10 protein-coding genes are annotated in these 15,242 nt (G+C 72.9%); 3 read left to right on the top strand and 7 right to left on the bottom strand.

The window, feature by feature from the left end; all coding sequences use genetic code 11:
• Positions 1 to 45 precede the first annotated feature (45 nt).
• The 5 genes from HFP48_RS21700 to HFP48_RS32180 all read right to left on the bottom strand — a co-directional run bounded on the left by HFP48_RS21700 (position 46) and on the right by HFP48_RS32180 (position 7,029).
• Positions 46 to 2,877, bottom strand: a complete 2,832-nt coding sequence (locus HFP48_RS21700; RefSeq protein WP_168580020.1) for a cation-translocating P-type ATPase — start codon at positions 2,875 to 2,877, stop codon at positions 46 to 48.
• A gap of 189 nt (positions 2,878 to 3,066) precedes the next feature.
• Complete coding sequence (locus HFP48_RS21695; RefSeq protein ID WP_168580019.1) at positions 3,067 to 3,981, bottom strand: universal stress protein; 915 nt, start codon at positions 3,979 to 3,981, stop codon at positions 3,067 to 3,069.
• Between the two features lie 208 nt (positions 3,982 to 4,189).
• Positions 4,190 to 5,089, bottom strand: coding sequence for a thermonuclease family protein (locus tag HFP48_RS21690; protein WP_210432774.1), 900 nt, complete (start codon positions 5,087 to 5,089; stop codon positions 4,190 to 4,192).
• Between the two features lie 619 nt (positions 5,090 to 5,708).
• Positions 5,709 to 5,927 carry a hypothetical protein gene (locus HFP48_RS21680; RefSeq protein ID WP_168580018.1) on the bottom strand — a complete coding sequence of 73 codons (219 nt, stop codon included), beginning with the start codon at positions 5,925 to 5,927 and terminating at the stop codon, positions 5,709 to 5,711.
• A gap of 124 nt (positions 5,928 to 6,051) precedes the next feature.
• The gene (locus HFP48_RS32180; RefSeq protein ID WP_210432773.1) at positions 6,052 to 7,029 is read right to left on the bottom strand and encodes a GNAT family N-acetyltransferase; all 978 of its coding nucleotides are present in this window, start codon (positions 7,027 to 7,029) and stop codon (positions 6,052 to 6,054) included.
• Between the two features lie 336 nt (positions 7,030 to 7,365).
• Between HFP48_RS32180 and phoU the strand changes: the two genes are divergently transcribed.
• Both phoU and HFP48_RS32125 read left to right on the top strand, forming a co-directional pair.
• On the top strand, positions 7,366 to 8,190 hold the full coding sequence (gene phoU, locus HFP48_RS21670) for a phosphate signaling complex protein PhoU (protein WP_246872450.1): 825 nt from the start codon (positions 7,366 to 7,368) through the stop codon (positions 8,188 to 8,190).
• Between the two features lie 117 nt (positions 8,191 to 8,307).
• Positions 8,308 to 8,439, top strand: a complete 132-nt coding sequence (locus tag HFP48_RS32125) for a hypothetical protein (RefSeq protein ID WP_269151820.1) — start codon at positions 8,308 to 8,310, stop codon at positions 8,437 to 8,439.
• Positions 8,440 to 8,481: 42 nt separating this feature from the next.
• Here the strand turns inward: HFP48_RS32125 and HFP48_RS21665 are convergent, their stop codons facing one another.
• The gene (locus HFP48_RS21665) at positions 8,482 to 8,910 is read right to left on the bottom strand and encodes a hypothetical protein (RefSeq protein WP_168580017.1); all 429 of its coding nucleotides are present in this window, start codon (positions 8,908 to 8,910) and stop codon (positions 8,482 to 8,484) included.
• A 422-nt stretch (positions 8,911 to 9,332) separates the two neighbouring features.
• On the opposite strand from HFP48_RS21665, the gene HFP48_RS21660 reads away from it, so the two are divergent.
• Entirely contained in the window at positions 9,333 to 10,655 is a 1,323-nt protein-coding gene (locus tag HFP48_RS21660; protein WP_246872449.1) for a CHAD domain-containing protein, read from the top strand.
• On the opposite strand, the gene HFP48_RS21655 is transcribed toward HFP48_RS21660, so the two are convergent.
• Complete coding sequence (locus HFP48_RS21655) at positions 10,631 to 15,178, bottom strand: cation-translocating P-type ATPase (RefSeq protein ID WP_168580016.1); 4,548 nt, start codon at positions 15,176 to 15,178, stop codon at positions 10,631 to 10,633. The two genes, HFP48_RS21660 and HFP48_RS21655, sit on opposite strands and share 25 nt — an antisense overlap.
• Positions 15,179 to 15,242 lie beyond the last annotated feature (64 nt).

Below are 15,242 nucleotides of genomic sequence, written 5' to 3'. Positions count from 1 at the left end.
CCGCGTCCGTGACCACGCACAGTGTGAACGTCGGCGTCTCGCCGATCAGGTAGTCGGTTTCGGGTGACCGGACCGGCGAAGGATCAGTTTGCGGATCTCACCGACCCACAGCACGACGCTGGCCATGATCACACAGACCAGCCACTGCCGGGCCGACAGCGGCTCGGTGGAGAAGGCGTCGTTGAGGACCGGGAGATGCACGACGGCGACCTGGAGCAGTGCCGAGAGGGTGACCGCGGCCCACAGCCAGCGGTTGGCGAACGGGCGGTGGAAGGCGGTGGTGGTCTCCGAGCGGGCATTGAACGCGTTGAACAGCTGCGCGAGCACCAGCACGGTGAATCCGGCGGTGCGGGCGTTGTCGAGGGACCGGGTTCCGTCGAGGATGCCGCCCGGCAGATACAGGTCCACGGTGGCCAGCGTCGCGGCGGCGGTGATCATCCCGATCAGCACGACCCCGGCCCACATGCGGGCGTCGATCACCCGCTCGGAGGTCGACCGGGGTGGGTGGCGCATCACGTCTTCGGTGTCCGGATCGACCCCCATCGCCAGGGCGGGGGCGCTGTCGGTGAGCAGGTTGATCCACAGGATCTGGGTGGCCAGCAGCGGCAGCACCATCGCGCCGCTGCCGTCGGAGAGGCCGATGACCCCGGCGAGGACCACACCGAGGAAGACGGTGAGCACCTCGCCCATGTTCGACGAGAGCAGATAGCGCAGGAATTTCTTGATGTTGGCGAAGATCCCGCGGCCCTCGCGGATGGCGCGGACGATGGTGGCGAAGTTGTCGTCGGCGAGGATCATCGCCGCCGCTTCCCTGCTGACCTCGGTGCCGGAGCGGCCCATGGCGATGCCGATGTCGGCGCGTTTGAGTGCGGGAGCGTCGTTGACGCCGTCCCCGGTCATCGCCACCACCTCGCGGGGACCCTCGTGATCGGTTTGCAGGGCCTCGACGATGCGCAGCTTGTCCGCCGGGGTGACACGGGCATACACCGAGCAGCGGCGCACCGTCTCGCGTAGACCCGGCGCGTCGAGTTCGGCGAGTTCGCGGCCGGACACGGCCGCCGGGCTTCCCGCACCGTCGCCGACGAGGCCGAGGTCGTGCGCGATGCGGGTCGCGGTGCGCGGATGGTCGCCGGTGATCATCAGTACCCGCACCCCGGCGCGGCGGGCCTCGGCGATGGCGTCGGCGGCCTCGCGCCGGGGCGGGTCGAGGATCCCGACCAGGCCGGTGTAGACGAGCTCGTGCTCGATCGAATCGTTCAGCGGTGACGACGCGGTGGCCGGGTCGCACCGCCGGTACGCGACGGCGAGAGTGCGGAAGGCCTGATCCGAGAGCTGCTCGACCTGCTCGAGCAGGCGCCGCCGCGCCGGCGGATCGAGCGGTTCGATCCGCCGGCCCACCTGCACGTGCGAGCACCGCTCGAGCAGCACGTCGGGGGCGCCCTTGCTCACCACGACCGGGGTGTCGGCGTGAGCGGTGTCTACGACCACGACGGTCATCATCTTGCGGTCGGAGGTGAACGGGATCTCCCCGATCCGGCGGAACCGGCCCGCCGGCGGCGCCGCGGCGCCGAGTTTGGTCTGGGCCACCCGGAACGCCGCCTCGGTGGGGTCGCCGTGGACGGTCCAGTGGCCGCCGACTTCCCGGACGAGGGCGTTGCCGGCGAGGCTGCCGCCGGTGAGCACGCAGGCAGTCTGGTGTCCCAGGTCGCTGTCGGCGTCGAGGCGGTGTCCGTCGTGCAGGAGCTGCCCGTCGGGCCGGTAGCCCACGCCGGTGACGGTGACCTGCCCGAGCGGGGTGACGACGCGACCGACGGTCATCTGCCCCTTGGTGAGGGTGCCGGTCTTGTCCGAGCAGATCACCGACGCCGAACCGAGGGTTTCCACCGAGGACAGGGTCTTGACGATGGCGTGCTGGGCGGCCATGCGCTGTACCCCCAGCGCCAACACCACCGACAGGATCGCCGGCAGGCCTTCCGGGACGGCGGCCACCGCCAACGACACCCCGAGCAGCAGCACGGTGACCACCTCATCGGGGCTGTGCACCCCGTAGACCACCACGGTCGTGGCGACCACCACCGCCGCGATCACCAGCACGGCGATCCCGAGTGTGCGCCCGACCCGGGACATCTCCCGTTGCAACGGGGTCGGCGCCTGGCGGGTGGTGTGCAGCAGATCCGCGATCCGGCCCAGCTCGGTGTCCATCGCGGTGGCGGTCACCACCGCCCGGCCCGAGCCCTGGGTGACGGCGGTGCCGGCGAACACCATGTCGATGCGATCTGCGAGGACAGCGGGCTCGCTCAGGGTGTCCGCGCTCTTGGACACCGGTTCGCTCTCCCCGGTCAACGAGGCCTCCGACATCTGCAACGAGACGGCCGACAGCACCCTCGAGTCGGCCGCCACGGCGTCGCCCTCACCGAGCACGAGGATGTCGCCGGGCACGAGTTCGGCGGTCGGCACGCGCTGACGTACCCCGTCGCGCAGCACCGTCGCGGCCGGCGCGCTCATCTTTGCCAGGGCCTGCACGGCGTGCTCGGCCCGGGCCTGCTGCGCGAAGCCGAGGACGGCGTTGAGCACGACGATGACGGTGATGACCACCGCATCGGCCGGCCATCCGGCGGCGCCGTCGATCGCCCACACCACGAGCGAGACGCCGATGGCGGCGAACAACAGGTAGATCAGCGGATCGTGGAACTGCGCGAGGAACGTGCGCCACACCGGCACCGACGGTGGCGGTGCGAGTTCGTTGGGCCCGCCGGCGGCCAGCCGGCGCTCGACCTCGGGCGTGCTCAGGCCCCGTGCGGGGTCGGCGTCGAGCGCGTCGACGAGCGTGTCGACGTCCACGAGCGAGGGGTCGGTACAGGTCGAGACGCTCGCCATGGAGCTTCCCTCCGGTCGGCGCCGAACACAGCCTGACGGCGGCCGCCACCGGAGCCGACGGCGGCGCGATCGCCGAAGAGGCGACGCGGAGAGTGTATGACAGATCCGGTCGCGGTGATGAGCAGCACACGCCCCATTCGTGGCGGTACCGGCGCCCCGGGCCGGAGCATGACGTTTCGGGCGTGCGGATCATTTGTCCGTGTTCTGCGTGGGAGGTTCTGCGTGGGAGCTGGGGCGACACAGCATGGTCGGGCAGGGGCTGTGCCGCAGCAGGTGCCGACTCACCGACCCGTGGAAAGCACCGACGATGCGCCCGCGGCCGTGCGTGCCCACGACGATGAGCTGGGCACCGTCGGCGGCGCGCACCAGGGCCCGGGTCGGCTCGTCCTGGGTGACGACCTCGGTGACGAGGACGTCGGCGAACAACGCACGCAGAGTCGCCAGATGTGCGGCGAGTCTGGTCTGCGCCTCGTGGGCGAGCGCGTCGGTGTCGATCAGCAGGGGGTTGGTCACACCCCCGGCCTCGTTCTGCACCGACCAGGTGTGCACGGCGGTCAGCGGAGCACCGAACAGGGACGCGAACTCGAACGCTTCGACCAGCGCGGTGTCGCCGAGGGCACTGCCGTCCACCCCGACGACGACCGGTCGCCGGTCGGGCAGCTGCCCGGGTTGCCCGCACCAGAAGGTGACTGGGCACGATGCCCTCTTGACCACATCCAGTGCCGGTGATCCGAGGATCCGGTCGAGGAGGCCACCGCGTTCGTGGGCCAGGACGATCATCCGGGCCCGCGCTCCCGCCGCGGCCACTGCCGCCTCCGCTGGCCCGAGCAGCAACTCGGTGCCGACCTCCAGCCCGGGGAACCGGGCGCGGACGAGTTCGGCGGCGTGGTCGAGAATCGATTCGCCGCCCGTGCGGATCCGGGCGACGGCGGGGCCTTGGCGTACCACCTCGATATCGCTCATCAGGTACAACGCCTCGGGCAGCGTGTGGACCAGCCGCAGCCCCCAGCCGTGCCGATGCGCGACCGTCGCGGCCCACACCGCGGCCCCGTCGGCCTCGAGGGTGCCGTCCACGTCCACGGTGATCACCGGATTGCCGGTCATGTCGATCCCTTCGGCTGCCCCGCCGGGCCGTGGTCGGCTGCGCTGTGGGGGCCCGGGCCGGCCGGGTCCGCACCGCGGTGGCGCAGCGCCTTGATCTTCGTGGTCGGCCTGGGCGGGCAGGCGAGGATGCCGCCAGCCGTTACCTACTCTCGGTGTGCCGTTCCTCCCCTCGTCCGGTGCTCGTCGCCACGGTGCGGGCCGGCCGCGGTCAGTGGGTGTCGAGCAACCGAGGCGAGAAGGAGAGCTTGAGTCGGCCGAGCGCCTCGGTGACGTCCGCCGGGCGCAACCATAGTCGGTCGAGCAGTGGGACCTCCACATAGTCGAACGGACCGTGCAGCACACGGGTACGCCTGTCGGCGCAGTAGAGCACCTGCCAGGCGTCCGGATCGGGCGGCGGATCCCCGGCGACGGTCTTCTCGGCGATCGTGCACAGCCGCTCCACCGCCCGATATTCGAAGGGCAGGAGGGTGTGCGGGTCGGCCCAGATACCTCGGCCGGCCGCTCTCGCCAGGGCGGTTTCCTCGAGCAGCAACGCGAGATCGGGTGTCGCGGGAAGGTCCGGATACACCAGGAACGGCACCGCCCAGCCGGCCCGCACCATGTCCAGGTTGAACGTCGAGCGCTGTGCCCGGGTCATCCCGCAGCGTTCGGCTGCGGTGTAGTACGGGGCCACATAGGCCCACAGCCGACCCCGGCGGTCGAACGGTGTTCCGGCGGTACGCAGAAACAGCGGGCGTTCGGTGCCGTCGGGACGGCTCAACCGGGCGGCGGCATTCGCGTGCGTGAAGGCGGCGGCGGCACGTCCCTGTTCGAAGTGCAGGGTGCCGGCCCGGCCAGTGCCGAGTTTCGGCAGCAGGTATTCGGCGAGGCGTCGGATAGCAGGCAATCCGGGACCCTGCTCGATCCACCGCGCGAGCCGGGCGAACCGCTCGTCGATCCTGCGGGCACCGCCGACGGTGCAGGCGGTGACCTCGGGGACGTCGACGTAGAGCAGGCGCACCGAGGTCCGGACGGTCAGGTCGCTGTCCGCCGCGGTGTCCCATACGACTCGGGCTGTCCGGGAGACCAGCGGTATCCCCGGCGACGACCGCGCCATCGTCTCGCTCACCTCACACCCCCGTTCGGCAGCACCGACAGGTCCACTCGCAATTGTCCCGCGCGGCGGGAGACGGCCACGTCAACGCTCGGTGAATTCTCGTCGACAGTGGCCGTATTCGACGCAATCCACCAGGGAACAGCGGTCGGGATCCTGAGCGACGGGATGGTACGGGTAGAACCTTCCCTACCCTCGCGCACTCGAGCGGAGTGGCCGCCGGTACCGCCGGTGTCCTGAGCCCGGCGGTGACGGTGTCGCGATGCGCCGGTCAGGATACGGGGGCGACCGCGGGGGCCGTGCCGTGCTCCGGCGCCGCGTCTGCGGCAGAGGTCCGGGGACCGCCGGCCACTCGAGTAGATCCAACGCCACCAGTGCCCCCAGGCCCGCGAAGTAGGCGACCTGTTCGGGCCGGGGAATTCCGAGGTGACCCACCAGGGGTAGGCGCAGAGCGAAACGCTCGGCGTCGCGGGCCACGCCGGCCATGGTGCGGTGCGACTGCCAGAAGGACTGTTCGTCGGCCATGGTTTCCTCTTTCCTGAGCTGCGCGCCTCTTGGCGCGCACCCGAGGCTTTTACCGGCGAGCCATGTCGGATCCTGTGACCGTTGCCGGCCCGGATGCGGTGGTCGGCGCTCAAGCCTGAAAGACCGTGCCGCCGAGGCCCTTGTGCAGCTGCTCGCGGGCGCGGCGCTCGACGAACAGCGGCACGAAGTCGCGGATTTTGCAGTTGTCGTACCGGGCGTGGACCTCGGCCACGAGTGACTCGACCAGATCGGGCGAGACGCCCGGGAACTGGCCGCGTAGATGGTGGACCGCCCAGGCGATGGCCAAGTCCTCGGTGCTGCTGTCCATCATACGAGTGTGGCACCGGAACGCCTGCCCGGAAACCCTGGATCCGCAGGACCGTCGGTCCTGCCGGGCGGAGTCGGGTGATGCCGGGCGACCGGCGGGCCACGCCCGTCCGTCGCCGAGCACGCTACCGGTCCAGTCGTGCGGGGCCGGAACCGGAAAGGGCACAGGTCATCTCGACGGTCGGCCCGGCCGGGCCGGTGCGCGACCAGCCAAGCGAGTGCAGCACCTCGAGCAGCACTGTGTTCGCGGCCGGCACCCGGGCGCGGGCCTGCAGCGCGCCGAGAGCGCAGGCACGGGCGGTCAGCTGCCGGACCAGGGCCGCGCCGATTCCGTGGTATTGCGCGTCGTGGTCGACGACGAGGGTGCAGTCCGCCACCCATTCTGCGCCGGTCTCGGCTTCGACGAGTGTGCAATGTGCGAGACCGACGACGGTACCGCCGGCGAAGGCTCCGATCCCGAGGTGGTGGCCGTCGGGCCGGCGCAGCTGCGCGGGCAGCACGGTGGCGATGCCGGGCAGGCCGGTGCGCCTCGGCGGGCCCGGATTGTGGTGGTCGAGGCGCTCGTGCAGGTGACGCACCGCGTCGTCGTCGCCGGGGGTGAGCGGGCGGATCACCACCGCGCCCAGCGCGGTCAGGTTTCCGACCGGGGACGGGGGAAGATAGCGCAGCCGGTGGCGGGGCGCGGCGGACGGATCGACGATCCAGGCGGCGCCCTTTTCGGTGCTGTCCGGGGCGGACCGGGGCCAATCCTCGTGCGAGCGGGCCACGGTGATCAACTCCCGGAACACCTCGCCGTGCGTGCACAGCAGCACGCCGTCCATGTCCGTGCCGGTGAGCAGCTCGTAGAGGCGGTCGATGGGGGCGTCGACGGCCAGCAGCGGTTCATCGTCGATCGGCAACCCGCGGGTGGCGGCGAGCGGTGCGACGGTCTGCCGGCACCGGGCGGTCGGGCTCGAACGCACGGTGTGCAGGTCGATCTCCGCCAGCGCGGTCGCCAGGAAGCGGGCCTGCTCACGTCCGAACGGGGACAGCGGACGCTCGGCATCGGAACCGGTCCACAGCTTCTTGTTCCCGGCGTGAGCATGGCGTACCACGACGAACATCGGCGACTCCTCGGGCGGGGTGCGCGCAGACCGACGACCGGTGCGGGCTGCGGTGGCGGATCGAATGCCCCTCCAGTGTCCGGGCCGGATCGATTGCACGCACGGTGGGCGGAATGTGTCGCGGCGCATGCGGCACTTCAGTCACAGCAGTCCCAAGAGCGACAATATCGGGCAGCAAGTCCTCGGCTGCAGAAGCCGTTGCTGCGGCGGAGGTCGAGATGGCGCGTCTGGGAACTGTGCGGGGTACCGCCTGCGAAACCGGCGACGGCGGATACGGCGATGCGAGACGATAAGAGGCAGCCGTCGACGGTGCGGGCGCACACCCAGGTCCGGTGGGTGGCCACACCGTCGCGGGTGCGCGGGCGACATGACGGACGCCGCACGGCCCCATGCGCTGTCATCGAAGCTACGAAGGCGGTGCTGCCGTCGACCGGGGAGAGGAGCGGGGCGATGCGCGAGGTCTTCACTGCGAAACTCGACGACCTTCGGTTCGAACTGGCCGAACTGTGCGCAATGACCGAGACCGCAATCGGGCTGGCTACTCGTGCGCTGCTCGACACCGATCTCGCCGCGGCCGAGGACACCCTCGATCTGCACGCCGAGATCGACAACCGAGCCCGTGACCTCGACCGGCGCGCCTTGACCCTGCTGGCGCTGCAGGCGCCGGTCGCGCAGGATCTGCGGGCCTTGGTCAGCGGCATGCACAATATCGCCGATTTGCGGCGGATGGGCAGTCTGGCCGCCCACATCGCCGAGGTGGCGCGCCTGCATCATCCTAATCCGGTTGTGCCGGAAGAGCTTCGCGGCCTCGTCGGTGAGATGGGTGCGGTGGCCGAACGTCAGGCAGCGGCCGCGAAGGACGTCCTACGCACCCGCGATCAGGACGGCGCGGTGCGCCTGATCGCCGGCGACGACCGAGCCGACGCGTTGCTGGTGCAACTGTTCTCCGCCACGAGGGACCCGCAGTGGCCTCACGGTGCCTCGGCCGCAGTGAACCTGACCTTGCTGGGACGCTTCTACGAGCGGTTCTGCGACCACACCGTCGAGGTGGGCCGCCGCATCGTGTTCGTCGTCACCGGCACGTTCCCGGACGAGCGGCCGCCGGCCCCACCCACCGAAGAGCTCTGGCTGGCCCCGCCGCATACGGCGTTCGGAACCTGAGGCCCAGACCGGCCATGGTGCGGTGCGACTGCCGAAAAGACTGTTCGTCGGCCGTGGTTTCCCCTGTCGTAAGCTGCGCGCCTCCTGGTGCGCACCCGAGGCTCCTACCATTGAGCCATGTCGAACCCTATGACCGTTGCCGGCCCGGACGCGGTGGTCGGAGCGGTGGTGCGGTTGCTCACCCCGCCGCTGTGTGAGGTGTATGCCCTGCTGATGCGCGTCGGCGTGGTGGTCGTCGTCGACGACTGACCTGTCCGCTCCTCGAGGGGTAGAGGTGCCGTCGAGACACCTCTAGCGGGGCGGGGCTTTTCGGCCTGTAGCCGGCACGGCCTTCGGTGCGGTCGTCACCGCATCCTTCGGCTGCGTCGACGACCGCGCTGCCGCAGCGGTGGTGGTATCGGACTGCACTCGGGCAGTGGGCCGGTGCGGGGTCAGCAGTTTCACGGCCAGTGCCCCGCCACCGACGGCGGCCAGCACAGGCCATTCGACCAGGCCGGTGACGCCGAGGGCGGCCAGTGTCGCCGCGGCGGCCGGGGTCGAGCCGGATCCCTTGTTCAGTCCCGTGCGCACGCCGCTGACGGCGCCGCGGACACTACCGACGACCCCGCCGACGGCGGCCCCGCCGACCGCGCCGGCAACGCTGGTGGTGGCATTGGCCGTGTCGGCAACCAGGCGGGTCGAGTCGGTGACGAGACGAGCGGATGTATCGCGAATTCCCATGTCGTTTCCTCGATCGGTCCGGCCGTCCGGGCCACAGCCGGAGTGAGCGGGGGCCTTCGCCGCCCGGCCCCTGGGTCCAGCCCCGTCGCCGCGGGTGGTGGTCGGACGGCCCGAGCCGCAGTCACGCGATTCGGGCGACCACAGGCGACGCCGGTCCGGGATGTCGGCGACGTCGGTAGGTCCGTGACGACCTCGATCGGAGGCGAGACGGATGCGCTACGGCACTCGAGGGCTGATTCCTCACTGTAGTCGCGTCGGATGCGACAGACTCGAAACCATGGCCTCGTCCGCGCCCGCCCACACCACGTATCTCGCGTCGTCCCGGCGGAACCTGCCGCGATGGCAGGACATCCTGCCGAAGGCACGGCACGTCGAGCACCCCGGCCCCGAGCGCCACAGCATCTACCTCGACACCGACGAGCGTGATCTGCGGCGCTGGGACAGCGTCCTTCGGTACCGCAATCCCGGCCCCCGACGACGAGCCCGGCTGGGAACTGGCCGTCCCGGGCGGCACGCTCGGCACCGAACTGCACCTCGCCTCCCCCGACAGCGACCTCGTGCCCGACGAACTCACCGCGGCGGTGGCGGGCCTGACGGGCGGGCGGCCGCTGCGACGCTCGGTCACCCTCGGCATCGGCGAGCACCGGCACGAGTGGTACGACCGCAAGGACCGGCTGCTCGCGCAGATCATCGTCGAGACGGTCCAGGCCACCGTGATCGGCCGGGTGGCAACCGTCGAACAGTGGCACCAGCTCCACCTCGACCTCGGTACGGCGGCGACGAAGAAGCACCGCACCGCCGTCACCGCGGCCCTGGCCCGCGCCGGCGCCGCACCGGCGCCGCACCGCAGCGAGCTCGAGCACGCCCTCGCCGCAACCGACCCGGCCCCGGGCCCCCACACCCCCACCGGGAAGGCCCCCACAGCGCGGCGGATGCTCGGTGCCTACCTCGACGCCCAGATCGAGGCGATCGGCGCGGGGGACGTGTGGCTGCGCCGCGGTCTGGACCCGATACATCCCACCCGGGTCGGTGTCCGGCGGCTGCGCAGCACCCTCCGGGTGTGGCAGGACCTGTTCGAACCCGCGCAACGCACCTGGCTCGATTCCGAATTGTCTTGGTATTCCGGGCTGCTCGGCCATGTTCGGGATCGGCAGGTGCAGCGCGCCCGGCTGGCCGCCGCGCTCGAGACACTGCCGCCGGAAGTGGTGATGGGCCCGGTGGCGTCCCGGCTCGACACCGATCTGCTCGCCGACGAGCGCCGCCACCTCGACGAGGTGCTGCGCGCCCTGGACTCCGACCGGTATCGCATGCTGCTCGCCGCGCTGGCACGCTGGCGCACGCAGCCACCGCTGACCGACCATGGGGACGGTGCGCGGGTGATCGAGAAGGCGGTGCGCACCGCCGAACGCACGGCCCTGAGCCGGGTGCGGGCCGCCGCCGACGAGGACGAGGCGGCGCCGAGTCGGGCCCGCAAGGCCGCCGAGCGGGCCCGCTACGCCGTCGAGTTGGCTGCCCCGCTGCTGGGCCGCACACGCGCGAAGCGCAAGATCGCCCGGTACACGAACATCCAGCAGGTCCTCGGCGAACATCGGGACAGCGCCGTCGCCACCGACCTGCTGCGCGAGTTCGGTGCCCGGGCCGGGACCACACCCGGGGAGAACGGGTTCACCTTCGGGTTGCTGTACGGGCTCGAGCTGCAGGCGGCCGGGCGGGCCCGTCGTCACGCCTCGGACCTGGCCACCTGAGCGGTAGTCTTCTCGATCCGGTCGAGGCGGCGGCGCGCCTCGTCGAGGCTGCCGGCCTCGGTCACCGTGCGCACCACCGCGCCGATCCCCGGGATCCGCGCCGCCGTCTCGGGGGCGAGCGCGGCCAGCGCGGTGGCGACCGCGGCGCTGCCGAGGCCCTGGGTCCAGCCGACGGGCCCGACCGGCACGCAGCCGAGGAACCCGCTGACGCCGGGGGTGCTGACCAGCATCGCCATGGTGGCCAGCGACCCGAGCACGGTGCCGACGACCAGCGGGCTGCGCGAGTCGAGCAGGGTCTGGCCGAGCTGGGTGCCGACCAGCGCGATCAGCGCGACGGTCGAGGCCCGCTGGTGGGTTCCGGTGCCGCGGGCCATCAACCAGGCGGCGGTGGCGCCGGCGGCGGTGGTGGTGCCGCGCACCGCGACGGTGCGCATCAGCGCCGACTGATCGGCCACCGCCGCGGCGGCGGGGTGGTGGCCGTTGGCGCGTGGGGTACTGACCGCCAGCGCGGCGGCCGGCAGGGCGTCGGTGAGCATGTTCACCAGCAGCAGCTGCCGTGCGTTGAGCGGCGAGTGCCCAGTGAGCACGCTGCCGATGAGCGCGAACGCCACCTCGCCGGCGTTGCCGCCGAGCAGCACCGCCACCGCCGCGTGCACTCGCTGCCACAGCTGGCGACCCTCGGCGAGGGCGTCGAGCAGCGCGCCGACACGCCCGTCGAGCAGGACCACGTCGGCCGCGCCCCGGGCCGGGTCGCTGCCGCGGGAGGCCACCCCGATGCCGACGCTGGCGGCGCGGATCGCGGCGGCGTCGTTGGCGCCGTCTCCGACCATCGCGACGACTCGCCCGGTCCTTTCCAGGGTCTGCACGATCTGCACCTTGTGCTCGGGCGACATCCGGGCGAACACCAGTCGCTCGCCGACCGCGCGCTGCTGCTCGGCCGAGGACATCGCCTCCCACTCGCTGCCGGCGAGCACCTGCTCGTCGGTGACGTCGAGGCCCAGCTCCCGCGAGATCGCGATCGCCGTCACCGGGTGGTCGCCGGTGATCAACCGCACCCCGAGGCCCTGCTCGCGCAGCGCCGGCAACAGCCCGGCGGCGTCGGCCCGCGGGGTGTCCGCCAACCCGATCAGTCCCACCGGTGCCAGCTGCCGGGTGGCCAGGTTGGCCAGGGTGTCCGGGTCGTCGGCGGCGGCGCGCACCTGCTCGTCGGACAGCTCGCGCCCGCCGACGGCGATCACCCGCAGCCCGGCCGCGGCCATCGCCTGCACCCGCTGCGCGAGCGTGTCGGGGCGGGCGGTGAAGGCGCCGAGCATCACCTCCGGGGCGCCCTTGACGGCCAGGTGCCGGCCGGCGACCGCGGCGGCGTAGGCCCGGCCGGAGCGGAACGGCAGATACGCGCTCCGGTTGCCGTCGCCGTCGGTGGCGCCGGCGCCCTCGGCGGCCTCGACGACGGCGATGTCGGTGGCGTGATCGGGCGGGCCGCCGTTCGCGGCGTGGCCGGTGCGGGCGGCGTAGGCGAGGACCTGCGCGCGGGTGAATCCCTCGGCCGGTTCGACCACGGTCACCCGCAGCCGGTTCTCGCTGAGCGTGCCGGTCTTGTCGAAGCACACCACCTGTACCCGGCCGAGGGCCTCGACCGAACGGGGGGTGCGCACCAGCGCCGCCGAGCTCGTCAACCGGCGCGCCGCAGCCATCTGCGCCAGGGTGGCCACCAGCGGCAGCCCCTCCGGCACCGCCGCCACGGTCACCGCGACCCCGCTGGTCACGGCCGCCCGCACCCCGGTGCCGCGCAGCAACCCCAACGCGGTCACCAGCACCCCGCCGCCGAAGCTGACCGGCAGGGCCCGCCGGGTCAGCACACTGAGCTGGCTCTGCAGGCCCACCTCGCGGACCTTGCCCGGGGCCATGGCAGTGGCCCGGCGGGTCTCGGTGGCGGCGCCCACCGAGGTGACCAGGGCGACGGCGGTGCCGGTCAGCACCGTGGTGCCCGCGTAGAGCATGCAGGTCCGTTCGGCCAGCGGCGCCCCGGGTGTCGGGTCGGTCTGCTTGACCACCGGCAGCGACTCCCCGGTCAGCGAGGACTCGTCCACCTCCACCCCGGTGGCCAGAATCAGCCGGCCGTCCGCCGGGGCGACCTCGCCGGGCCGGACCTCGATCAGATCCCCTCGTTCGAGCGCTGCGGCCGAGGTGGCGACGTAGCGGCGGTGGCCTGCCACGCCGGTCAGCCGACGGGCCGGCGGATCCTGTTCCTGCAACAGCTCGCGCAGCACCTTCTCCGCCCGCAGCCGCTGGGTCGCCGAGATTCCGGCGTTGACCAGCAGCACCGACCCGACCAGGATCGCATCGAGCGGCGAGCCGAGCACGGCGCTGGCCGCCGCGCAGGTCGCCAGCACCGGGGTCAACGGATCCGCCAGCTCGGTCCGGACCGCACCGGCGAAACCCCGCACCGACCGCACGGGCCTGCCGCCGGTGCGCCAGGCGAGGCGAATCGGCCCGGCCGCGAACGGGATCACGGTACGGCGGGGCCGCGGCGGGGGTCGGTCCCCGTCCGGTGGGGGCAGCAACCGGCGCACCGCCGCGGGCGAGAGGGCGTGCCAGTCGTGCCCGGACCGCGGCTGCGGCAGCGGCTCGGCAAGCACGGCGCGGGCCAGCGAGCGCCCGGTCCACAGTGCCGCGACGGCACTGGCGGTCACCGACTCCGGGCCGCTGCCGGGCACCCCGGGCAGCATCAGCAACGCGCCCAGCGCCGAGGCGTTGAGCGAGAGGTCCACCCCGCGGCGACTCGCCGTCCGGGCAGCCGGCAGTGCGGCCAACAGCCGCCACGCTCCGGTCAGATCCGGCACCAGCACATCGGCGCCCCATGGCGGCGGATCACCGCCGTCGAAGACACCGACGGCGACGTCCGCGACCGCCACCGTCTCCGGAGCATCGGCGGTGAGCACCGCGACGGTGCGGCCGTCGGCCTGCAGCCGCTCGACCACGGCGCGCAGCGCCTTGTCCATCGAGGCGGCCGCGGGGTCGAGACGGTCGAATCCGGTTCGCAGCGAACGCAATCCGTCGTCCTCGACGGAGACGACCTGGGTGCGGGCGCTGCGGGCCGCGGCGAGCACCGCGGCGGCGAACCGGTCGTGCACGTAGCCGACCAGTACCCGGGCCTTGTGGTCCGTCTCGACGGCGAGGCCGGGCACGGCGGAGACCGGATGCCACCCCACCCCGAGCGCCCCGGCCTCGACCGCTCTCCGGGCGGCGTCCCACACCCGGGTCCGGTCGCGGTCGGGCACCTCGAGCACGCGGGTGACGCTCAGATGCGAGGTGTAGAGGGCCCGCGGATCGACCACCACCGCATCGACCCGATCCAGGCGCCGCAGCACCGCCGGACGCAGCACCAGTGTCCCCCGCTCGGCCAGCCCACTCCCGAGGACGGCGGCGAAGGATTCGCGGGCGGCACGGGTGGCCCGGGGCGCGGCGACCAGCACCGCGGCCCCGGCGGTGGCCGGGTTGCGGGTCAGCGCCCCGAGCGCCGCGGCCGCACCCGCCCCGGCCAGCCCGGCCCGGTCGCCGTGCCGCTCGATCGGCCCCGGCCGCGGCGGCGTCGGGCGGCGCACCCGGGGCAGGGCCCGGGCCGAGTCGATATGCCGGGCCAGCGCCGGCTCCACCGCCTGCCAGACGCGGCGACCCGCGCGCGCCTCGGCGACCAGCAGTACCCGCAGCGCGGTCTCGACCGCCAACGACGGCGGCGCCAGCGTGGCGGTGTAGACGGCCGTCGAGGCCAGGGCGAACACCAGATCCGCGGCCTCGGACCCGACCGCGGTCTCCACCGCCGCCCGTATCCGCGGCTGGTAGTCGGCGGCGACCACCGGGGCCGCGAACGCGCCGGGCAGCCGCGGCAGCCGCAGATACCGCCCGGCCAGCGCCGCCGTCAGTCCCGCGGTTGCCGCCGCGGCCGCCACCAGCCGTCGGGTCAGCACGAGGTCGTCGCCGGGAAGATCACGACCACCGCCGGACCGGTCGAGGCCGCAGTCCCGTTCGACGCCGTCGACGATCCGGCACACCACCTGCGGATCGGGGCCGACCGGCCCGGGGGTGAGCACCGCCCGCGACCACTGCCGATGCACCTGCACCTGCTCGACACCGGGTACGGTGTGCAGCGCCTGCCGCATCCGCTCGGCGACCCGATCCCCGTCCGGGCCGTTCAGACCTCGCACCCCGAGCCAGATCCGCTGCGAGGTGGAACCCCGGCGCCGCGGTGCGGCCCCGCGAGGGCTCTCGCGCACCAGCTCGGCGACGGCACGGACCGCGGTGCTCGACGGTGCGGTTACCGCCGCGGCCGGGGCCCGCAGCACGGCGGTCCCCACCCCGGCCACCGTCGCCGCCCCCACGATCGCCGCATTCACCCCCGCCCCGGCACCGACCACGGCCAGTCGGGTGCTCGCCTGCGCTCCCCGCCGGGGCACCGACGCCACCGCGGACAGCCATCCGGTGCGCCCCGCACCCGAGGTAGGTGACGCGGCCGCGGCGGTCATCGCGCACCCGGCGCGCCGAGACGCCGGCAACGAAAGCGGAACGAAGACTGCACGGTGTCCTCCT

The sequence above is a fragment of the Rhodococcus sp. DMU1 genome (assembly GCF_012272955.1).
Lineage (GTDB): Bacteria > Actinomycetota > Actinomycetes > Mycobacteriales > Mycobacteriaceae > Rhodococcus > Rhodococcus aetherivorans.
This window is presented reverse-complemented; position numbering and strand designations above follow the sequence as displayed.

Excerpts from the sequence above, each read along its gene's own strand:
- HFP48_RS32180 (WP_210432773.1), bottom strand. The coding sequence starts at position 7,029 with ATGTTCGTCGTGGTACGCCATGCTCACGCCGGGAACAAGAAGCTGTGG.
- HFP48_RS21695 (WP_168580019.1), bottom strand. The coding sequence starts at position 3,981 with ATGACCGGCAATCCGGTGATCACCGTGGACGTGGACGGCACCCTCGAG.
- HFP48_RS32125 (WP_269151820.1), top strand. The coding sequence starts at position 8,308 with ATGTCGAACCCTATGACCGTTGCCGGCCCGGACGCGGTGGTCGGAGCG.
- HFP48_RS21680 (WP_168580018.1), bottom strand. The coding sequence starts at position 5,927 with ATGGACAGCAGCACCGAGGACTTGGCCATCGCCTGGGCGGTCCACCAT.
- HFP48_RS21700 (WP_168580020.1), bottom strand. The coding sequence starts at position 2,877 with ATGGCGAGCGTCTCGACCTGTACCGACCCCTCGCTCGTGGACGTCGAC.
- HFP48_RS21665 (WP_168580017.1), bottom strand. The coding sequence starts at position 8,910 with ATGGGAATTCGCGATACATCCGCTCGTCTCGTCACCGACTCGACCCGC.
- HFP48_RS21655 (WP_168580016.1), bottom strand. The coding sequence starts at position 15,178 with ATGACCGCCGCGGCCGCGTCACCTACCTCGGGTGCGGGGCGCACCGGA.